The sequence below is a fragment of the Lyngbya sp. PCC 8106 genome (assembly GCF_000169095.1).
Taxonomy (GTDB): domain Bacteria; phylum Cyanobacteriota; class Cyanobacteriia; order Cyanobacteriales; family Microcoleaceae; genus Capilliphycus.
Window position 1 is genome coordinate 17788 of record NZ_AAVU01000013.1, and the last position, 20986, is coordinate 38773.

The following is a 20986-nucleotide window of genomic DNA, read 5'->3' on the forward strand; positions in this document are numbered from 1 at the left end:
AGAAGTTAAAATGCGTCATTCTCGCTACAACAGTTCTGACGAAGAATTAAATGTTTGGCCAGCGTTTACCGATTTAATGTCAAACGCTTTTATGATTTTGAGTTTGTTTCTCATTTTAGCGATTATCAAATCAGTTTTTGTGCAGTCTGTTTCTGAAGCAAACGCCTCTCTTTCTGAACAACTCGAACGACAATTACAACAAAGTTCTAATCGAGTCAACGACTTAGAAGGAGAAATCGCGAGAATGAGAGGAGATTTAAAACAACGCAGTAGCCGCATTACAGAACTTAATCAAGAAATTGAACGGTTAAAATCTCCTCCGATTATTGTTTTAAGAGATTCTACTGAACGAAAATTTGAATCAGGAAGTGCAGAATTATCCGAACCTTTAAATCAGTTTATTGAACAAGATTTAGTCGAACAAATCAAAACCTCTGCTCAAGATTATCAAGGCTATATTGTCGAAGTGATTGGACATACAGATGGTCAAGTTAATACGGGAAATTATAGTAATTTAGATTCTAACTTAGAACAAGTTCTTCAGGGGAATGAATCACTCAATCAGTTAATCCCCGGATCTAATGCTGATTTAGGATTAATGCGAGCATTAGCAGTAGTTGAAAAGCTACAAGAAAATCAAGAATTACAAGAGTTGGGGTTAAAATTTAAAGCCTATTCTGCGGCACAACTTTATAATCCATCGGGAGATTATGCTCCCCAAAATAGAGCCGCTAATCCTAACCGACGCCGGATTGAAATTCGGTTTACTCCTCCGGCTGAAGAAAGATAAAATAGCTTAATAGTATTGTTATAAACCCTTGATTTGACCTCTCCCCCAACCCCTCTCTTACGAGGAGAAGGGAGTAATAATTGGTACAAGATTAAGTTTGACAAAACGATAAAAAAGTGCATTCCCAAACTAAACGAGGTTGTACAAACCGCAGCAAAGATTGTCGCGCTTTTTCTAACTGTTGCAGAAACAAAGGGTTAATTAAACCTGTTTTTTGTTGCTGTTGCCAATAACAATGTTGTAAATAATCAATCAACCAAATTTGGGCTTCAGTATCGAGGGTTTTACTAATTTCTTTGGCTAAATTTAAAGCATCATAAACCGTTTGAGGAGGCTGTTTAACGCTTTCTAAAAATTCCGGTGACATTGCTTGTAATTGTTGCCAACACACCATCGCTTCTCCCGGACTTCCTTGAGACATAGCGATAATTTCAGGATGGGATAATATTTCCGCTTGTCCCTGTTCTTTTAACACTTGTGCTACAGCTTGTTCATCTAAACGATAAAAAGGAATTTTGGCGCAACGGGAGACTAAAGTTGATAACAAAGAATCGACTCCCGGTGCAATTAAAATTAGAGTCGCTTTTCCCGGTTCTTCTAAGGTTTTTAGCAATCCATTTGCAGCCGCCTCTGCCATCGTTTCGGCTTGTTCTAACACCACAATTAAACGACTCGCTTCTAAGGGAGGACGACTCAAAAATTGACCAATTTCTCGAATTTGTTCTAAGCGAATTTGAGGTCGGGAACGACGTTTAAGACCCGCTTCTTCGGCTTCCGAGACAGAAAACCGTTTTCCCTGATGTAAATAAGTCGGTTCGACCCAAAGTAAATCGGGATGATTTCTCGCTTGAATTCGATGTCTAACCTGTTGAGGATTGAGAGATTTTTGACTCCCATGACAGAATAAAAACTCGATAAAACAACGGGCGGCTAAACCTCGTCCAATTCCTGAACTTCCGACAAATAAATAGGCGGGTGCGATGCGATTTTGGAGAACTGTTTGTGTCAGTAATTCAATGGCTTGGTGTTGTCCGATTAAGGGAGAAAAGGAATCGTCTAAAGTCATTGTCAAAATTGTCAAAAATTAGGACTGAAGCGTGAATCCCCATTTCAATAAATATTGAGTTAAAATCGTTTGAATTTGGGTGCTAACTTGTTGTAAACTGAGGTTAGCATCAATGCGAATCATCCGATCGCCTGCTTGATCAGCTAATTCACAAAACCCTTGATTGACTCGTTGATGAAAGGCTAAATCAGCTTTTTCCATCCGATCCATTTCGCCTCGGGTTTGAGTGCGGGCTAACCCTTTTTCAATCTCAATATCAAACCATAGCGTTAAGTCACTTTCTAAACCGACCGTAGCGATCTGATTGAGTTGTTTGATTAGATTTTTGTCTAAGCCGCGACCAAAACCTTGATAAGCGATGGTAGAATCAGTGAAGCGATCGCATAAAATAATCGCACCCTGTTTTAAATGGGGTTTGAGGAAGGTTTCAACGTGTTGAGCGCGATCAGAGGCAAATAAAAGCAATTCTGCTGTCGGTGCGATGGGTTCCTCCAAACGACTGTCTAGTAGAATGTTCCGCAGCGATCGCCCCAAAGCTGTTCCTCCTGGTTCTTTGGTGGTTATAATTGCAGGTACAGATGATCCGAGTTGATCACGCAGCCATTGATCAGTTTGCTGGATTTGCGTTGTTTTTCCGCCTCCTTCGCTCCCTTCAAACACGATTAATTTTCCGTTCATTGACTATTGTGGTTAAACCTGCTGTTATTTTAGAGCCAACCCTGATCAGAAGTTGCTTTGGTGTCCTCTAGTATAACTCGCTGACTGCGTTTAAATTCTGAGTTACCCGTTTGAGTTGATACTAAAGAAAACGGCTAAACTTTGGTATAATTTTAACGATGGATTTTGCTAACGGTTTGATAGAATAGTCAAAATTTTTGTGAGTTAAGGGAGGTATCTGTTTGATTTGTGTGAGGATAAAATGATACATCTTTACAGATTTTAAGAAATGCTCTGATCTCGGGCGAGATGATTTGAAGAACTGTTCTAGTAGTCTTGCGGTCTAGTCGTCCAGTGAAAACTCTCATCCGACGAAACGCAGCTAGAGTTTACTCTCTACTCTACTCCGTTTAAATATACATATCCTGAGTTGGAGTTTTGTTGATCAACCCTTTTTCGCTAAAATATTATTCGTTTGTGTTGCTGGAAGTGATTAGATACAATGGCAAAATTGTCAATCGAGGCTTTACCCCTTTGTAGTGACTCACATCATTTGAGATTGCATGATTTAACTTGACTTATTCCTGTCACCCTTAAAATTAAAGTTGATTAAAATGTTTATAACTTTCTAGTTATATTCAGTCTTTGGACAACGTTAATTTAGATTAATTTCACTGAATACATTAGTTTATTCTTAATAACTTTGGAGTTTGATATGGCTCGCTACACTGGTTTTTTCGTGATTGCTACTCGGATTGATGAGTTACGACTGATGTTAATTGAAATGTTAGAGCCTTGTAATTTAGAATTGATGTATGAAACTCCAAGTTCAATTATTTGTCGTGAATTTATTGGTCAAGTTCCTGTTCCTAAATTGGTGACTGTAGAGGTGGTGTTTGATACCGCGACATCTACAGAGTCGGAAACAAAAATGACATTGGTAATTAAAAACGAAGAACTTCCTTTACAAGTCAATAATCACTGTCGTCAAATGTTTGAACTGATTAGTCAGTTAATTATCGAGAACCGTCAGTGGGAACTGTTAGAAAGTATCGCTTTGTAAGGGAATTGTTGGAATTTTTAAGGGTCAATTCAAACTCGAAATTAATGTTACATAACTTAATGAAATTGACAGAAACATCAAGATAATCAGGAGAGGGATGAAAGCTTTACATTCGCCCCTCTTTTGTAAAGGAATGCTGTAAAGAGTTGATAAAGCCTGCGGAAATTGGGATCAATAGGGAAAGGTTCGATGTATGTTGGAAACAACTCGCGTTTACTCTATGATCATCTCAAAAAATGAATAAAAACTTTATTTCTAAACTCACGCTAACTACAGTTAGTATTGCTTCTGTATTCAGTGCGATCGCAATAGAACCAGCACAAGCTGCTAATATTAAAGAATGGCGAATTGACTTTTTTGATGAAACTGGAGAGTTATTTGGGGAAGGAGAATTTAGCTACGATCTTGATACAAAAAGTTATGTTCCCTACTATTTCTGCGATCCCTTCTGCGATGAATATAGCGGTTTCTACGTCGAAACTGGGCTTGACAGCTTCTCAGCGAATCTGGGAGAATATAACTGGAGTTTAGCAGATTCCGCAGGTTATTATTGGTGGAATCCGCAAACTAAAGCACCGAATACCGCAACGATTAGTCGCTATGGAATTTTCCAGAGTGATGACTCTTGGTTTTTTGGCGATCCCTACTTTGCAGAATATTTCCTCAGAATGAATGGTACTCAAGGATCGGGAACTTGGAGTCAAGCTTTTACTTATGATTTTTTCAATGAAGATTTTGTAGAGACTGAATCGGGTTATTTTAAGTTTTATTCTTCTGGAACTTGGACGGCTAAACCCATTCCCGAACCCGCTACTTTATTCGGTTTAATTGCAGTATTTGGTTTTGGGGTTTTATTCCCGCAAAAACAGCGTTAATCGTGAGAAATTATTACCCCTTCCCGACTCCAATTTCAAAAGGAAGGGGTTAAAAATCAGGAAAATTTACGACGCAATAACAGCGAATTTGTTACCACACTCACCGAACTAAACGCCATAAAAGCCCCCGCAGCAGCCGGACTGAGAATAATCCCAAAACTTGGTAATAGCAAACCCGCAGCGACTGGAATTCCTAACGTATTATAACCAAACGCCCAGAATAAATTTTGGCGAATTTTGTTAAAGGTGGAACGACTTAAACGAATAGACTCAACCACATCCATCAATGAGTCTCGCATCAATACAATATCAGCCGTTTCCATCGCCACATCGGTTCCGGTATGTAATCCAATTCCCACATCGGCTTGGGCTAACGCAGGCGCATCATTAATCCCGTCACCCACCATCGCCACTCGCTGACCTTGCTGTTGTAAATCGGTAATTGCTTTTACTTTACCATCGGGTCGCACTTCTGCCAAGACATTTTCGGGTTCTAAATCCAGTTGTTGAGCAATACTGGTCGCCACATCAGCGCGATCACCTGTTAATATTATCACCCTTAATCCCATTTTTTGCAACTGTTTTACAGTCGATTTCGCATCTTCTTTCAAAGGATCACTAACCGCAATTAAACCAACTAACTGCTTTTCTACCGCCACATAAACCGCAGTTTTTCCGGTGACATTGGGTGTATTTTCTAAAAATTCAATTCCTTGCTGAATTAACCCCTGTTGATTTCCCACCCAAACCCGTTGATTGTTAACCATTGCAGAAACGCCGAAACCCACTTCGGTTTGAAAATCTTCTGCGGGAAGCAGTGATAATTCCTGTTGTTGGGCTTGGTTAATAATCGCTTTTGCAATTGGATGATCTGAACCTTGTTCAACCGTCGCGGCGAGTTGTAAGATAGTATCAGAATTGGAATTCTCAATCGATATACAATCTGTTACCGTCGGATGACCTGTGGTTAATGTTCCTGTTTTATCAAAAACAACGGTATCCAATTGATGAACTCGTTCGAGAATATCGCCACCTTTGATTAACAAACCTCGTTCAGCGCCGATACCTGAACCGACTAAAATAGCAGTAGGCGTTGCTAATCCTAACGCACAAGGACAAGCAATCACCAATACCGCAATTGCTAACTTCATACTCAATAATAATGAAGCATGAGTCGCCATTTCTGAGGCCCCAAAATTAATCACATCTGGCCAAATCTGCGTCCCAATTCCATACCAAAAGAGGAACGTTATCGTCGCTATACTCATCACCCCATAGGTAAAATATCCCGCGACTTTATCAGCTAAATTTTGAATAGGAGCTTTACGAGTTTGGGCATTTTCAACTAAACTCACAATATGAGCTAATGTTGTATTTTCAGCAGTACGAATCGCTTGAATAATAATCACACCCGACTGATTAATGGTTCCGGCGGCAACACTCTCCCCCGACTGTTTAACTACAGGCATTGACTCCCCAGTTAACATCGATTCATTAACCGTTGTTTTCCCAGAAAAAATCTCACCATCCACCGGAATTTTTTCCCCAGGTAGGACTTTTAACCATTCCCCAACTCGGACTTGTTCGGCGGGAATTTCTACCGCCTGTTCAATATTTTTATCCTCTTGATTGGGTTGCGGTTGCGGAACTAAACGCGCCATTGTCGGTTGCAGGGCGATTAAAGATTGTAACGCATTTGTTGCCCGATGTCTGGCTTGTTGTTCGAGGGTTTTTCCGAGTAAAATAAATCCCAACAACATCACAGGTTCATCAAAGAAACATTCCCAACCCAATTGCGGAAATAATAGCGCGACAAAACTGGTTGTATAAGCCGTTATGGTTCCTAACCCAACCAGGGTATTCATATTAGGCGCGTTTCGCAGTAGGCTACGAATCCCGTCAATAATAATAGCTCTACCGGGAAATAATAACGCAATTGTTGCTAACCCCCAGTGAAACCACATATTATTTAAAATCGGCAGATGACCAATTCCAAAATGATGTAAATGACCAATTCCTGACAGTAGAATTAATAACCCACAAGTAACAACCCGACGAATTTGTTGGCGAATTTCTTGACGGTGACGTTGGGCTAAATTTTCACTCGCTTCGGCGGTTTGACGACTCCCACTCCGAGGTTGAGAAGGAAAGCCAGTATCGGTTAATTTTTGGGCTAATTCTTCCGCTTCAACGGTGTTTGCTTCACACTCAACTGTTGCAACTTCTGTCGCCAAATTCACACGCGCAGAAATCACCCCAGTTTGTTGAGTTAGCTGACGTTCAACCGCGTTGACACAGCCCGCACATTTCATTCCCCCTACATCTAAAATAATCGTTTCTTTCGACTGCTGAGGCGAAGTAGACTCAACCTGAACATCGGTTTTGGAAGCAAGTTGCATAGATAAAAATTATGGCTTAATCTAAGTGGTTATAATTTTAGCAAGTGAGTCGATTAAGGATCTACCCCCGTAATGAATAGATTGAAAGGTTTAGAGGTGTTTTTAGGCAATTTTTAACTCTATTAATTTTTTAGCTTTCCCGATCTAAAATCAGAGTAACGGGGCCGTCATTTTGGATCGAGACTTCCATCATCGCCCCAAACTCCCCTGTTTCGACCTTTAAGCCACTTATACGCAACTTTTCGACAAATTTTTCATAAAGTTTTTTGGCGGGTTCTGGGGCGGCTGAACGGTCAAAGGAAGGACGACGACCTTTGCGACAATCTCCATACAGGGTAAACTGACTGACCACCAAAAGTTCACCCCCAATCTCTTGAACGGATTTTTCCCAACGTCCAGTATCATTATTTGGATCGGGAAAAAGTCGTAATTCCAAACATTTGCGAGTCATCCAATCAAGTTCGGCTTCTGTATCCGTTTCTGCAATTCCCACCAGTAAATTTAACCCCTTGCTAATTTTACCGATAATTTGACCTTTGACTTCTACTTGAGAAGCTGTAACTCGCTGGATAATGACTCGCATTTGTTCAATTTAGTCTCAGTAAAGACATCAAGAAATTAGTAAAATATCAAGCTTTTTTGAATCCTTTTCCTTGATTTTCTTTGGGTGTACTCAAACAGTTTTCTAGTTGCGATCGCAACGTTTCATGATCAAGATTTTGACCAATTAATACTAACTGATTCTTCTTCTCACCTTTCCATTCTGAATCATCAATCGAAAATCGCTTTCCGCTTAAGTGAAAAATATGACGTTTCGGACTTTCATCAAACCACATAATTCCCTTCGCCCGAAATACATTACTGGGGAGTTGGTTATCGAGGAAATATTGAAATTTTCGCAGAGAAAACGGACGATCACTCTGAATAGAAAGGGAAGTAAAGCCATCATTTTCTAAGTGATCGGAATGGTGATGATGGTGTTCGTGATCGTGATGTTCATGGTGTTCATGTTCATGGTGTTCATGTTCATGGTGTTCATGTTCATGTTTATGTTCATGTTCATGTTCATGTTCATGTTCTTCAGCTTCAAAATAACGATCTGACTCAAACAAACCCACACTCAAAACTAACGCTAAAGGAACTTGAGATTGAGTGGTTCTCAAAATTCGCGCATCTCCTTTGAGATCTCGAATTCTGACTTCTAAACTATCAACATCGGCTTCATCAACCAAGTCCGTTTTATTGAGAACAATAATATCACCGTAAGCAACTTGACTCTGAGCCGCTTGACTATTGAATAGATCTAAACTAAAGTTAGCACAATCTACCATTGTCACAATTGAATCAAGGCGAGTCATATCGCGCAATTCTGTTCCCAAAAACGTTAACGCCACCGGAAGTGGATCAGCGAGTCCAGTGGTTTCTACAACCATATAATCCACTTTTTCGGGACGTTCCAAAACCTTGTAAACGGCGTTCACCAAATCTTCATTAATGGTACAGCAAACACAGCCATTGCTTAACTCGACCATTGTATTATCTTCATCGGTGGTGACGATGAGTTCATTATCAATCCCAATCTCTCCAAACTCATTCACCAAAACTGCGGTTTTTACGCCTTCTTGATTAGAGAGAATATGATTGAGTAAAGTCGTTTTCCCACTCCCCAAAAAACCTGTAATAATGGTAACAGGTAAACCCCGTTTGGGATCATTCATTGTAGATTCTGTATTGGAAGCAGCGATTGAGGTCATAACAAACTTACCTGAACGAAAATATTATATCTTGTAGTTTATAGTTTATCGTATGGTTTTGCTGAACGTGAGGAAATCTCAGCGTTTTTTTAAGTTTTCCGTCTGTCCTCCCCTCCCGACTGGATATTTACAGACTCGCTTTGGACTCGATCCGAACGCTAACCCCTCGAAAATTAATTATTACACAAGTTGGCGTCTAATCCATTGACGAAATTCTCGCACCAAAATTAAATAATCCATTGTCTCTGCTAGCGTCAAAAAGGTTGTAATTTCATTCAAGGGTAAATTGGGGAAAAATAAACTTTGATGGGTTGAAATATATTCGGCTTGATTTTGAAGTTGTTTAATGAGTAAACTTTCTCTATTATAAATCCAAACTTCAGGAACCCCAAGTTGAGCATAAATTTTTAAACGAGTATCGGAACTGCTGGTGATGTCAATTTCAACAACTAAATCCGGTGGCGGATCATCAACAAAGTTTAATCTTTTTTTCCCTCTGACTCGCTCAATATTGTGAATATAAAAACATTTATCGGGTTCCGCGCCTGTATTTTCGGCTTGTTTAAATGTTGTTGAACCAAGCGGATAAATACTCACTTTTAATTCTTCGGCTAAAGTTTCGACAAAACGACCCATAACTTCTTTATAAAATTCATGTTCTGGAGAAGGAACCATAATTTCTAATTCACCTTGATAATAAGTCAACCGCAAACGTCTTTGTTGGCTGAGATCTTCGAGTAAATGTTCGTAGGTTTCCCATCGAATATCGGACAGTTTAATCGAGTCTAAAGCTAACGTTAAATCCTGAGTGTTCATTGTAAGGTTAACTTCCTATCTAAATAAACTTTTCTTAAATTAAACTTGTCACGTGGGTAACAACCGATAATTTTATTTCTGATCATACCAAGTTTTTGCTGTCACCCACCCTACTTTTAGAAAATCACGGTAAGCAGTTGATCGACAACGTGTTTCCAAGTGAAGTTATTCGCGACATATTGGGGTGCTGTTTGATAAGCTTGAGTGCGGAAGCTAGAATTTTCAATCATCGCCTCCATCAACTCAATTAAATGTTGGGTATTGGGTTCTAGAAAAAACTTAATATCTCCATTTTTTTCAGTATTAACTTTAAGTTTACTATCAATTTTCCAAACAAACTCCGGTTGAACAAAATCATCCGTTGAACCCCCCTCTGTACAAATCACAGGTAAACCACAAGCCATTGCTTCTAATACGGGAAGATTAAAACCCTCCGCAGAATAAGGCGAAATATAAGCATCAGACCCTTGATAAAGTTCCGCCATTTCTAACGCCGATAAACTCTCGCCAATATAATACATTCGAGATTTAAGGCGTTCAATTTCGGCTTCTGTTAAGATGTTTTTACTGGCTTTTTGAATAGATTCTTTAGACGGAAAAATCGCATCTCTGCCTTTAAGAACTAAGCGAATCTCTGGATACTTTTCAGCTAAAATAGCAAAAGCTTTTAATAACCGATCAATTCCTTGACGTTCATTCCACATTACCCCAATATTGAGAAACACAAAAGTATTATCCCATCCAAATCTTTGGCGTAATGCTTGACGTTGATCCGGTTTTAAGGGATAATAAATATTAGGTTTAACACCTAAAGGCACAACAACAACTCGTTCTGGATCAGCACCACTATTGAGAAATCCTTGTTTTGACCAATGGGAAGACGTAATAATAACTGTATCAGAATTTAGATGGGCTTCTCGGAAGGAAGAAACTTTCATTCCTCTGATAATTGATTGGGGAATAATACCCCATTCAGTACAAGCAAACATAAACGTTTTTTGACTGCGAGAATTCGCTAAATTAAACGGACAATGGACTCGTAATGTCACATCTGAAGCTGGATTTTCGGGCGCTAAAGGAATCTTTTTTAAGGCTTGTTCATCTTCGGGAGAGAGTAACCCTTCAACAGCTTTCCAACTCTCGCTAACATAAGGCATATCTTGATAGAAAAGTTGAAGATTATCTCGTTGGTTGAGTTCCAAAAGTTGATAACTATTAATTAAAGCATAAGAATGAGGAATGAACCGCCAACCTTCTACAAGCAAACTCGGTTTTTGGGTTGAAACAGGAGAAAAGTGATCATCTACTTTTTTGGGTGAATTTCTAGAGGTTTTACAGACTTCTAAGAGTTTATTTACTGTATGTTTCCAGGTAAAGTTTTCTTGAACAAATTGAGGTAAAATTTGACGGGCTTGCTGACGAATTTCCGGTTTTTCAATCACTCTTTCCATTAACTCAACTAAATGTTCCCAAACCGGATGAAGAAAGAAATGAAGGCGTTGGTTGATGATGCGACTCCTAAATTTACTCGTAATTTTAAAGCTAAAATTAGGGTGAATAAAATCATCTGTCGCACTACCCTCCGTAGAAATTATGGGTAAACCACAAGCCATTGCTTCTAAAGCCGATAAATGAAAACTTGAAGCCACAGTTGGACAAACATAAGCATCAGCCGCTTGATAAAGTTGTGCCATTTCGTCAAAAGAAAAAGTCTCGCCAATATAAGCAATATTCGGTTTTATTTTAGCGACTTCCGTTTCACTGAGAATACTCTGACTCGCCGTTAAAAGAGATTTTTTAGATGGATATAATGCGTCACAGCCTTTTAAAACTAATCGAACCTGGGGATAAAGTTCGACAAGGGAAACAAACGCTTTTAATAGGGGACGAATACCATTTTTATCTTCCATTGGACTAACATTTAAAAAGATAAAATAGTCATCCCATCCTAATTTTTGACGTAGGGTTTTGCGTTCTTCTGGGGTTAAGGGTTTATAAATTTTAGGATCAACCCCCCAAGGAATAACTGCAATTTTATCGGCTGCAATTCCACTGCGAATTAATCCTGACTTTGACCAAGAAGACGGTGTAATTAGCGTTGTATTCGAGTCAAGATCAATTGAACCTCCTAAATATTTTTGGGTGAAACTTTCATCGAGTAGAGTTCCCCATTCCGCCATTGCTAAAATAACAGTTTGAGAAGCATGAGAAGATTTTATATTTAAAGGTTCAGCCATTCTCAGCGTCACATCTGCGAAGGGAGAAACCGTTTGATGGAGTTGATCAAAATGTTGTTGATCTGTTGAGTTAAATAAATTCTGAACCCCTTGCCAATTTGAGTTAGAATAAGGAAGATCTTGAAAAGACAGTTGAAGTTCCGGTCGCAGCAACATTTCCAAGAGTTGAAATTGATTTGCGATCGCAATAGAATGGGGAATAAAACGCCAACCTTCAATATGAATTTGCATAAGTCAAGATAGATTCTCAAAACAGTTTAGAAGTCATCAGTGAGATTGAAGTTAAAATTTTACAACGATTTGTACAACTCTCAATCCCCGATTTTAATTTAACATGATGAACCTTTTACAAAACAGGAACCGCAACCCCCATTTAACCTAATCGATATTTCGTTAAGATTTAACCTTGAAAGATAAATCTATTCTCGCTAAAATTAAAGTTTTTATTTTAATCATTTGAATGCTTATATTTAAAAAAAACAATTAATATCCCGTTTAAAATAATCAAAATATATGGTAAAATAACACAAAATTTAACTCCTCTTAATTTTTCGGTAAACTCCATAAAAAGTCCCTTAATCTATCCTCCTGTTCATTCCCATTATTCCCACTTCCAACCCCTTCAATCCCCCCGATTGAAAAACACTGTAATCAATCCTTGAGACTCGACCCATGACTGATGATGAACGTCCATTAACTTCAGATCGTCGCATTACCCTATCACTGTTTAATGTCGTGCTAGTATTGTTAGCGGTATTTGCTTTAGTGCTGCTTTGGCAGCTTCAAAGCTTAATTGTACTGCTAATGATCTCGGTCGTTCTCGCTGCTTCAATTGTACCTCTTGTCGATTGGGCAGAAGCCCAAAGAATTCCCCGTTGGTTAGCCGTCATTTTAGTTTATTTAACCTTAATTGCGGGATTAACCGGATTTGGTTTAGTCATTGGCCCCCGTGTATTTGACCAAATCAGCTTATTAGTGCGTCAACTGCCCCTATTTTCTGAACGGATTGTTGATATTGCCAGCGCTTTAGCGAGTCGCCTCGGCGAAGACACCCCCGCCTTAATCGAAGATCTGATTGATACCCAATCTGTCACCAACTGGATCATTCGTTCCAGTCAACAACTGCTTCTGCGATCCTATAGCATCACACGCGGTATCGTCGGAGGCGTATTCAGTCTAATAATTGCCCTGTTCGTCTCGGGGTACATGGTCGCCGATAGCAACACCTTGATCAAAAGTTTAGTCCAACTCTTTCCCTACCCGTGGAACGAACGACTCAACGCCCAAGTCAGCCAAGTCAGCCGTCGAATGGGGGGATATATTCGCGGGCGCTTACTCGTTTCAGGAATTTTAGGCGTTGCCACCACAATGGGGTTAGGATTTTTAGGGCTGCGAGAATTTGCACTCGGTTTAGGTGCGATCGCAGGCGTAACCAACCTGATCCCCTTTCTCGGGCCAATTCTTGGGGCAATTCCCGCCCTAATCGTTGCCCTCGCCAAAGGAGGATTTCTATTTTTCTGGGTGCTACTACTGTACGTGATCGCTCAAAACGTTGAAACCTACGTTCTCGATCCTTTATTAGTCGGAACCTCCGTCGGAGTTCATCCCCTGTTCCAACTGTTGTCTGTCTTAGGGGGTGTACAAGTGTTAGGAATACTGGGAGCTTTAATCGTTCCACCTTGGTTTGCAGGTGTCGCCGCCCTCGTCGAAAACCTCTATTTAAAACCCAAAGAAGAACAAGAACAGCTCAAAAAAGCTCAAGAAGCCCAAGCATTAACCCTCACCTCCGAAAGACGCGGATAATCCACCTCCAACCTGTGCGGTGAGAACTGCTCTCTTGAAACCAATGAAATTGGAAACCTTTTTCTGGCATCCTCAAAGCGGATGGTCAGTCCATACCCTTCCCTTACTCGACTCAAAACACACCTTAGTTCTGCTCTTTGGTGCAGTAGAGTTGATCGATCATCCTCATCCCATTGAACACCTCAAACAAACCTATCCCCATTCTCACTTGATTGGGTGTTCAACTGCCGGAGAAATTTTTGACACCCTATTATTCGATCACACCCTCTCGGTGGCAGTTGTGCAGTTTGAACAGACTCAACTCCGCAGTGCCAGTTGTCTCCTTGATTTGAGTCAAGGGATTCGCAGTTCAGAGTCCTATCGTGCAGGTCGAACCCTCGCAGCCCAACTCAATCATCCCGATTTACAAGGCATATTCATTCTCGGGGATGGACTGCTGGTCAATGGCAGCGAACTGATTCGGGGCTTCAATTCCATCATTAACCCCGGTTCTAAGCCCTCTCGAACCCTACCGATTACAGGAGGATTAGCCGCAGATAACCACCAGTTTCAGCAAACCTGGGTACTCGCTAACGGGGTTCCGACCAGTGGTGCAGTCGCCGCCATTGGGTTCTATGGAGAACAGATACAAATCGGCTTTGCTTGTCAGAGTGGATGGACAATATTCGGCCCTGAACGTCGGGTGACTCGCTCCAAACATAATATTCTCTATGAACTTGATGGGAAACCTGCCCTAGAATTGTACAAAGAATATTTAGGCGTACAAGCCCGAGATTTACCCACGAGCGCTTTATTTTTTCCACTTGCTATTCATACCGCATCCGCCCGCAAAGCTACTGTCAGAACGGTTGTGAGTCTCGATGAGGATACCCAGTCAATGCGTTTTAGTGGCAATATTCCCCAAGGCGCACTCACCCAACTGATGCGCGGAAACTATGAACGACTCGTCGATGGGGCTTTAGTAGCGGCATTAGTCAGTCGTAATAGTCTACAACGCCAGATCAAACAAGGGAATGAAAAACAAGAAAATCACCCTAGCCACTCTCAAAACGAACCCATACTCGCAATCTCAATCAGTGGTTCAGGACGTAGACTGGTTTTAGGTGAGCGAACAGAGGAAGAACTAGAAGTTACACTGGAAGAGTTACCCGTCCACACTCAACAAATTGGCTTTTATTCCTACGGCGAATTTGCTCCCTACGGTGTGGAAACGATCTGTCAACTCCATAATCAAACGATGACCCTAACCATTATTCGAGAAAGTCCCAATACTCGCCCGAAAACAGTTCTCGACGGTTAATATCGCAGTCGCGGCGGGTAATTCAGACAATCACAATTTTGTTCAATCTCAGTCGAAAAAGAGTTTGACTTCTGAGTTCTGAGTTCTAACTTCTGCGATCACAGCACCCCACAACAGAGTAAATCTTCTGACTTTTACCCCCAGTGTTACTGCCTTTCCTCTTAATGTGGCCCACCAACCCTGAAAAAGCCTTTCCGCTTTTGCATTGTATCGATTTGCAAAACATCGATTTGCAGACACTGCCTTCTGGGTCATCCTTGATTTTTTGTCTCAAATTAGACTAGCACTTTAGCGAATCATTACCAGGAATTATGCATCCTTTGCTCCAGCGTCAACTCAAACGGCTTGCTCTTAGCGAAAACACGCCCCCAAGCAATGCTGTCGCATGGCAGGAATTCCTAGATCGCATCAGTCGTAGCTATACCGAAGCCGATCAAGAACGATATCTGATGGAGCGATCGCTGACACTTTCCTCTCGGGAAATGTTACAACTGTACGAGCAGCAACGACAGGAAACAGAAACTCGTTTGGCGACAGAACGAGATCGACTGCAAGCAGTGATTAGTTCCTTGGGAGCAGGATTGTGTATTCTAGATCCCAATGGCTGTCTCCTCTCGATGAACCCAGAAGCTGAACGCTTACTTGGATGGAAACAGACGGAACTTTTGGGTCAACCTTTATTACAGCGTATTGCCTCCCATTCTCAACTGTCTACGGTGGATTTTCCTTGCACGTTTCAAGACTGCTCAGATTGTTCGTCTTCAGAGTCTCCTTATCCCCAAATTCTCAAATCCAGTGATGATCAATTTCGCTGTAAAAATGATGCAATTTTAGCAGTTTCCTACGTTCTTAATCCGATTCTCGATCATGAAACCTTGATCGGTGCGGCATTGGTTTTTCTTGATATTACCGATCGCAAACGCGCCCAACTCGAAGCCGAACGATCACTTTCTTTATTACAAGCTACTTTTAATGCGACTGATGCCGGAATTGTTGCTTTGGATCGAGGGGGAAAAGTTTGTAACTTCAATCAAAAATTTGTCGAAATGTGGCAAATTCCAGAGGAAACTTTTAAGTCTCCTCACGAACAATCGGTGCTAACCTTTGTACTCCGAAAACTCAAATATCCACCTCGGTTTATCAATACAGTTATGCAACTGTCGGCCGCACCTAAAACGCCAACCTATGACATTGTGGAGTTTAAAGATGGTCGAATTTTTGAAGTGTATTCTCATCCGTCTAAGATGGGAGAAAAAATTGTCGGTCGGGTGTGGAGTTTTCGCGATATCACTGAGCGCAAACGGGTCGAAAAATCTCTCAAACATCGAGTTGAGTTTGAACAGTTAATTACTAATTTATCTACCTATTTTATTGGTTTAAGTATCGATGAAATCGATGCAGGAATTGAACAGGCTCTCCAAAAAATCAGTACATTCATTGGGGTAGATCGCGGTTATATTTATTTATTTCCGAATCCAGATACACCGATGAAATTCCTCTATGAGTGGACAACTTTAAAAGCCAATGAAATTCAGGAAGAACCAAGAGAAATATCCAATAAAACCAGTCAACTGATTGATATTTTAGAAAATCGTCTCCAACCCAATTCCCCCGAATTAGAACTGAATTCTTCAGGTATTCCTTGGATTATGGAGCAATTAAATCAGTTTAAGAGCATTCATTGTTTAGCTGATGATTTATCAGAAAAAGCTCAAGCTGATTTACAATATTTGCAACAGTTTCACACCACTAACAGTCCTTTTTATGCTCCAAACAAATCTCCAGAAAACTTACAATATTTAACTATTATTCCGTTGGTTTGTAGTAAAACCGTTGTCGGCTTTTTACGTTTTGATGCGGTTAATTCTGCTTTTGCTTGGTCATCCGATAGTATTGCCTTATTAAAAATGGTCGCGGAAATGTTTTCTAACACCATTGAACGCAAACGAACAGAAGCCGTGATCCGACAAACAGAAGCTAAATATCGAAGCATCTTTGAAAATGCAGCCGAAGGCATTTGTCAAACTACGCCTCAAGGTCGTTATCTGAGTGCTAATCCAGCTTTAGCTCAGATTTTAGGCTATGCAACACCAGCCGACTTAATTGAGGGAATCACCGATATCAAAACACAAGTCTACATCAAACCCAATCGACGGGCAGAATTTATTGCAGAAATGCAAGCCAATTCCGTTGTTTCTGGCTTTGAATCCCAAGTTTATCGTCAAGATGGTAACATCATCTGGATCTCAGAAAATGCTCGGGTAGTACGAGATGCCACAGGCCAAATTATCTGCTACGAAGGCACCGTCGAAGATATTACCGAGAGAAAGGCAGCCTCTGTTGCCCTCAAACAAGCCAAAGAAGCCGCTATCGCCGCTAGTCGGGCTAAAAGCACCTTCCTCGCCAATATGAGCCATGAATTACGAACCCCTCTCAATGCAATTATCGGCTACAGCGAAATTTTAACCGAAGAAGCTGAAGATTCTGGGTATCGACATATTGTGCCGGATTTAGAACGAATTTGTACAGCCGGACGCAATTTGCTGACCCTGATTAATGATATTCTCGATATCTCCAAAATTGAAGCGGGTCGGATGGATTTGTATCTTGAAGACTTTAGTATTTCCGCTTTGATTGAGAGCGTTATTTCAACGGCTCAACCTCTCGTAGATCGCAATAGTAATACCTTAGAAGTCGAGTGTAGTGATCAGATTGATATTCTGTACGCCGATATTACCAAAGTTCGACAGATTTTATTGAATTTACTGAGTAATGCGGCAAAGTTTACCACAGCAGGTCAGATTAAATTAAAAGTCTCTCCCCAGCCCGCAGAATTTCCCAATACAGCACCTTCCTTGATTCAGTTTCAAGTCAGCGATACGGGAATTGGGATGAGTCCCGAACAACTTGATCTGCTATTTCAACCCTTTACTCAAGGCGATGCGTCTACAACCCGCCGATATGGAGGAACGGGATTAGGCTTAACTATTAGTCAACGCTTTTGTCAGATGATGGGAGGAACTATTACGATAGACAGTCAACTCGATTGCGGTTCGACTTTCACAGTTATTCTACCTCGGGAGGTCAAACAGACAAAGCAGCAGAGTACAGAATCACTCGATGAGTCTGATCCGCAACCGCAGCAGGAGACTTCTTCGATTCTTTGTCAGCATTCCCGTACGAACACGGTTACAGCCCATCCCTCCAATACCATTTTAGTGATTGATGACGATCTGATGGCACAAGATTTAATCGTGCGATCGCTCACCGGAGAAGGGATGAAAATTGAAACCGCATCTTCAGGACAAGAAGGACTCCGCAAAGCCCGAGAAATTCATCCGGATGCAATTACCCTCGATATTGTCATGCCGAATATGAATGGTTGGGCTGTATTATCTGCCCTGAAAGCTGATCCAGAGTTAGCCGATATCCCGGTGATTGTGTTATCCTTCATCAGCAATAAAACTCGGGGTTTTGCGTTGGGTGCATCGGACTATGTGATTAAACCAGTCGATAGCAAACGTCTAGCGAACCTGGTGCAAAAATATCAGCCTCAACTTCAGGACAATGATCACAATGGAGTCAATCACATTTTAATTGTGGAGGACGATCCGATCACCCGTCAAAAGCTCGGAAAATTTTTAGAACAAGAGGGTTGGCAGGTTGATCAAGCCGAAGATGGCTCGACGGCTTTAAAACAACTGACCCAAAAGACACCCAGTTTAATTCTACTGGATCTGGTCTTACCTCAAATCAATGGTTTTGAGCTAATTGATATTTTACGCAATACTCCAGAGTGGGCTAATATACCGATTATTGTCACTACAGCTATGGACTTAACGACTCGAGAAAGCTCCCAACTGCAAGGTTGTGTAGAGCAAATTTTGCAAAAAGGAAGTTATAACTGTGATGATCTGTTGCGTGATATTCAGGGGCTAGTCAATGCTAGTCTAAAAATATCATCCTTAATTACACCCAGTTCCAATACTGAACTATCAACGCAAGAATCAGATCATGGCTAAGATTTTGTTGGTTGAAGATAACGAAATGAACCTAGATATGCTAAAACGCCGTCTCAGCCGTAAGGGATATGAACTCCTGATCGCGGTTGATGGGGCTCAGGGAGTAGAACTAAGTCGCTCTGATCAGCCTGATATCATCCTCATGGACATGAGTTTACCTGTGATGGATGGATGGCAAGCCACACGCGAGATTAGAAACTATCCAAACACTAAACATATACCTGTGATAGCCCTAACAGCTCATGCGATGGCTGGCGATCGCGAAAAGTGTATGGCTGCCGGGTGTGATGACTACGACACAAAGCCCATTGAATTTCCCCGACTCTTAGAGAAAATTGAAACCCTATTAAAAAAAGCAACGACTCCCTAACTCAGCAGTTCTATTGAGGATTGATCGAGCCGGGAATTGAATCTTTAATGGCATTACTAGACGACACAGGAGAGAATAAAGACTCTACTCACTGTTTAAAGTGGTGTAATTGCTCCGATCCTATCAAAAGTCTCTTGAGGTTTGTTCAAACCCAAAGATGCTATGAGAAGGACATTTATCCTAAAGCCAGATGAACGCTGACCTAGAATCATCTCTTGTTCTCATCGTTGATGATAATGAGGTTAATCGTGACTTACTAGCCCGACGCATTACACGAGAAGGCTATCAAGTTATGCTGGCTTCTAATGGCTTTGAGGCGTTAGAAATGATGCGTTCTCAACCGCTTGATTTGGTTTTGCTTGATATTATGATGCCTCAAATGAATGGTTATCAAGTGCTTGAAGCGGTGAAAGCCGATCAGAGTTTGCGCTACATTCCGATGATTATGATCTCAGCCGTTAACGATATTGAGAGTGTGGTGCGCTGTATTGAACTCGGGGCGGAAGATTATTTATCTAAACCCTTTAACCCCGTATTATTACGCGCTCGCATCAACGCCTGTCTGGAAAAAAAACGACTCCGAGATCAAGAACGGGCTTATCTCAAAAAATTGGCTGAGGAACAGGAAAAGTCGGAACAGCTTCTGTTGAATATCCTTCCTAAAGCCATTGCAGAACGCCTCAAGCGCGGAGAAAGTACCATCGCTGATAGTTTTGATGATGTGACGGTTTTGTTCGGTGATATTGCGAATTTTACGAACCTATCGGCGGATCTCTCCCCCGCGCAATTGGTGGAGATTCTCAATCGCATTTTTTCTCTATTTGATGAGTTGGCTGATAAGTACAATCTCGAAAAAATTAAAACCTTGGGAGATGCTTATATGGTTGTGGGTGGACTTCCCATTCCTCAAGCTAATCATGCCTCCGCGATCGCTGAAATGGCTCTGGAAATGCAATCGATTATTGGTCAGTTTAGCCTGAAAGAGGGGGAACCGCTACAAATGCGGATTGGGATTAATACAGGCCCAGTAGAAGCGGGTGTGATTGGGATGAAAAAGTTTACCTATGATTTGTGGGGTGATACGGTTAATACTGCTAACCGCATGGAGTCTCATGGCATCTCGGGGAAAATTCAAGTCACAGCTATAACCTATGAACGCTTGAAGGAAAAATATCTGTTGGAAGAGCGGGGTAAAATCACGGTTAAAGGTAAGGGAGAAATGATCACCTATTTTCTTACGGGACGAAAAGGGGAATAATAGGGAACTGTTACCCAATCGGATTGAACGACAAATTTATGTTATCTACGGCAGCTCTGCTCAACTATTCTAAATGGATTGGCTTTTTTACTTTATTTTGTGCGTTTTTAATGGTACTCGGATTTATCTTTAAGTGGGGGATTCGCTTTCGTTTGGTTGGGATCACGGCTTTTATGGGGGTTTTAACTGGTGGGGTCTTTGCTTTGGGTTTGGGGCTGTTTAATCGGGTTGAGGTTCCGGGTGCGGGTCAGTATTCTCGGGTTTATGATGATGGCGATCGCCAAATTGTAATTGTTGTTAAGCCTCAGACGACTCCAACGGAGTTGGAAGCGACGTTACAACAAGCGGGGGCGGATTTGTTTTCTCCGGGACGGGCGGGACGACCTGATGAACGTTTAACGATTCGGGCGCGGACTTTAATTCACCCTGAATCTGGGGTTTCTGAACCGGTTTATTTGGGTCAAGTTAGACGTTCATATTCTCCAGAAAATGGTCAAAATTTAGAGGTCGATATTTATCTTGAACGGTTTGCTCATTTGCAAGATGAGGTTGAGAATTCTCCGGCTTAGTTCGTGA

At 41.2% G+C, this 20986-nt stretch carries 16 protein-coding genes; 9 read left to right on the forward strand and 7 right to left on the reverse strand.

Annotation, left to right across the window (positions count from 1 at the left end; translation table 11 throughout):
• Nucleotides 1–10: 10 nt before the first annotated feature.
• Nucleotides 11–790, forward strand: coding sequence for an OmpA family protein (locus L8106_RS10650; protein ID WP_009784292.1), 780 nt, complete (start codon nt 11–13; stop codon nt 788–790).
• 91 nt (nt 791–881) lie between these two features.
• Here the strand turns inward: L8106_RS10650 and L8106_RS10655 are convergent, their stop codons facing one another.
• Both L8106_RS10655 and tmk read right to left on the reverse strand, forming a co-directional pair.
• Nucleotides 882–1856, reverse strand: coding sequence for a DNA polymerase III subunit delta' (locus tag L8106_RS10655; protein ID WP_009784293.1), 975 nt, complete (start codon nt 1854–1856; stop codon nt 882–884).
• Nucleotides 1857–1874: 18 nt separating this feature from the next.
• Complete coding sequence (gene tmk / locus L8106_RS10660) at nt 1875–2534, reverse strand: dTMP kinase (RefSeq protein ID WP_009784294.1); 660 nt, start codon at nt 2532–2534, stop codon at nt 1875–1877.
• A 694-nt stretch (nt 2535–3228) separates the two neighbouring features.
• Here tmk and L8106_RS10665 point away from each other — a divergent pair.
• Complete coding sequence (locus tag L8106_RS10665) at nt 3229–3576, forward strand: hypothetical protein (RefSeq protein ID WP_009784295.1); 348 nt, start codon at nt 3229–3231, stop codon at nt 3574–3576.
• 236 nt (nt 3577–3812) lie between these two features.
• Nucleotides 3813–4451 carry a PEP-CTERM sorting domain-containing protein gene (locus L8106_RS10670; RefSeq protein ID WP_009784296.1) on the forward strand — a complete coding sequence of 213 codons (639 nt, stop codon included), beginning with the start codon at nt 3813–3815 and terminating at the stop codon, nt 4449–4451.
• Nucleotides 4452–4507: 56 nt separating this feature from the next.
• On the opposite strand, the gene L8106_RS10675 is transcribed toward L8106_RS10670, so the two are convergent.
• The 5 genes from L8106_RS10675 to L8106_RS10695 form a co-directional block, all read right to left on the reverse strand.
• Nucleotides 4508–6850 carry a cation-translocating P-type ATPase gene (locus L8106_RS10675; protein WP_009784297.1) on the reverse strand — a complete coding sequence of 781 codons (2343 nt, stop codon included), beginning with the start codon at nt 6848–6850 and terminating at the stop codon, nt 4508–4510.
• Between the two features lie 130 nt (nt 6851–6980).
• Complete coding sequence (gene dtd, locus L8106_RS10680; protein WP_009784298.1) at nt 6981–7433, reverse strand: D-aminoacyl-tRNA deacylase; 453 nt, start codon at nt 7431–7433, stop codon at nt 6981–6983.
• A gap of 46 nt (nt 7434–7479) precedes the next feature.
• Nucleotides 7480–8604 (reverse strand): GTP-binding protein, encoded by a 1125-nt coding sequence (locus L8106_RS10685; protein WP_009784299.1) that lies wholly within the window; start codon nt 8602–8604, stop codon nt 7480–7482.
• A 180-nt stretch (nt 8605–8784) separates the two neighbouring features.
• Nucleotides 8785–9420: a Uma2 family endonuclease gene (locus tag L8106_RS10690; protein ID WP_009784300.1), complete on the reverse strand. Its 636-nt coding sequence runs from the start codon at nt 9418–9420 to the stop codon at nt 8785–8787.
• Between the two features lie 116 nt (nt 9421–9536).
• A complete protein-coding gene (locus L8106_RS10695) occupies nt 9537–11888 on the reverse strand; it encodes a glycosyltransferase (RefSeq protein ID WP_009784301.1) in 2352 nt (783 codons plus the stop codon).
• Between the two features lie 441 nt (nt 11889–12329).
• Between L8106_RS10695 and L8106_RS10700 the strand changes: the two genes are divergently transcribed.
• The 6 genes from L8106_RS10700 to L8106_RS10730 all read left to right on the forward strand — a co-directional run bounded on the left by L8106_RS10700 (nt 12330) and on the right by L8106_RS10730 (nt 20979).
• Nucleotides 12330–13460: an AI-2E family transporter gene (locus L8106_RS10700; protein WP_009784302.1), complete on the forward strand. Its 1131-nt coding sequence runs from the start codon at nt 12330–12332 to the stop codon at nt 13458–13460.
• Between the two features lie 43 nt (nt 13461–13503).
• Nucleotides 13504–14760 carry an FIST signal transduction protein gene (locus tag L8106_RS10705; protein WP_009784303.1) on the forward strand — a complete coding sequence of 419 codons (1257 nt, stop codon included), beginning with the start codon at nt 13504–13506 and terminating at the stop codon, nt 14758–14760.
• A 311-nt stretch (nt 14761–15071) separates the two neighbouring features.
• Nucleotides 15072–18782, forward strand: a complete 3711-nt coding sequence (locus L8106_RS10715) for a response regulator (RefSeq protein WP_009784305.1) — start codon at nt 15072–15074, stop codon at nt 18780–18782.
• Nucleotides 18775–19152 (forward strand): response regulator, encoded by a 378-nt coding sequence (locus tag L8106_RS10720; protein ID WP_009784306.1) that lies wholly within the window; start codon nt 18775–18777, stop codon nt 19150–19152. Before L8106_RS10715 ends, L8106_RS10720 begins: the two co-directional genes overlap by 8 nt.
• 190 nt (nt 19153–19342) lie before the next feature.
• On the forward strand, nt 19343–20410 hold the full coding sequence (locus L8106_RS10725; RefSeq protein ID WP_009784307.1) for an adenylate/guanylate cyclase domain-containing protein: 1068 nt from the start codon (nt 19343–19345) through the stop codon (nt 20408–20410).
• Nucleotides 20411–20448: 38 nt separating this feature from the next.
• Nucleotides 20449–20979, forward strand: coding sequence for a Ycf51 family protein (locus L8106_RS10730; RefSeq protein ID WP_009784308.1), 531 nt, complete (start codon nt 20449–20451; stop codon nt 20977–20979).
• Nucleotides 20980–20986: the final 7 nt, after the last annotated feature.

Bases quoted from the DNA above. Each gene is read 5' to 3' on its own strand.
- L8106_RS10700 (WP_009784302.1), top strand. From the start codon at position 12,330: ATGACTGATGATGAACGTCCATTAACTTCAGATCGTCGCATTACCCTA.
- L8106_RS10715 (WP_009784305.1), top strand. From the start codon at position 15,072: ATGCATCCTTTGCTCCAGCGTCAACTCAAACGGCTTGCTCTTAGCGAA.
- L8106_RS10670 (WP_009784296.1), top strand. From the start codon at position 3,813: ATGAATAAAAACTTTATTTCTAAACTCACGCTAACTACAGTTAGTATT.
- L8106_RS10705 (WP_009784303.1), top strand. From the start codon at position 13,504: ATGAAATTGGAAACCTTTTTCTGGCATCCTCAAAGCGGATGGTCAGTC.
- L8106_RS10695 (WP_009784301.1), bottom strand. From the start codon at position 11,888: ATGCAAATTCATATTGAAGGTTGGCGTTTTATTCCCCATTCTATTGCG.
- dtd (WP_009784298.1), bottom strand. From the start codon at position 7,433: ATGCGAGTCATTATCCAGCGAGTTACAGCTTCTCAAGTAGAAGTCAAA.
- L8106_RS10685 (WP_009784299.1), bottom strand. From the start codon at position 8,604: ATGACCTCAATCGCTGCTTCCAATACAGAATCTACAATGAATGATCCC.
- L8106_RS10655 (WP_009784293.1), bottom strand. From the start codon at position 1,856: ATGACTTTAGACGATTCCTTTTCTCCCTTAATCGGACAACACCAAGCC.
- tmk (WP_009784294.1), bottom strand. From the start codon at position 2,534: ATGAACGGAAAATTAATCGTGTTTGAAGGGAGCGAAGGAGGCGGAAAA.
- L8106_RS10650 (WP_009784292.1), top strand. From the start codon at position 11: ATGCGTCATTCTCGCTACAACAGTTCTGACGAAGAATTAAATGTTTGG.
- L8106_RS10720 (WP_009784306.1), top strand. From the start codon at position 18,775: ATGGCTAAGATTTTGTTGGTTGAAGATAACGAAATGAACCTAGATATG.
- L8106_RS10665 (WP_009784295.1), top strand. From the start codon at position 3,229: ATGGCTCGCTACACTGGTTTTTTCGTGATTGCTACTCGGATTGATGAG.
- L8106_RS10690 (WP_009784300.1), bottom strand. From the start codon at position 9,420: ATGAACACTCAGGATTTAACGTTAGCTTTAGACTCGATTAAACTGTCC.
- L8106_RS10675 (WP_009784297.1), bottom strand. From the start codon at position 6,850: ATGCAACTTGCTTCCAAAACCGATGTTCAGGTTGAGTCTACTTCGCCT.
- L8106_RS10730 (WP_009784308.1), top strand. From the start codon at position 20,449: ATGTTATCTACGGCAGCTCTGCTCAACTATTCTAAATGGATTGGCTTT.
- L8106_RS10725 (WP_009784307.1), top strand. From the start codon at position 19,343: ATGAACGCTGACCTAGAATCATCTCTTGTTCTCATCGTTGATGATAAT.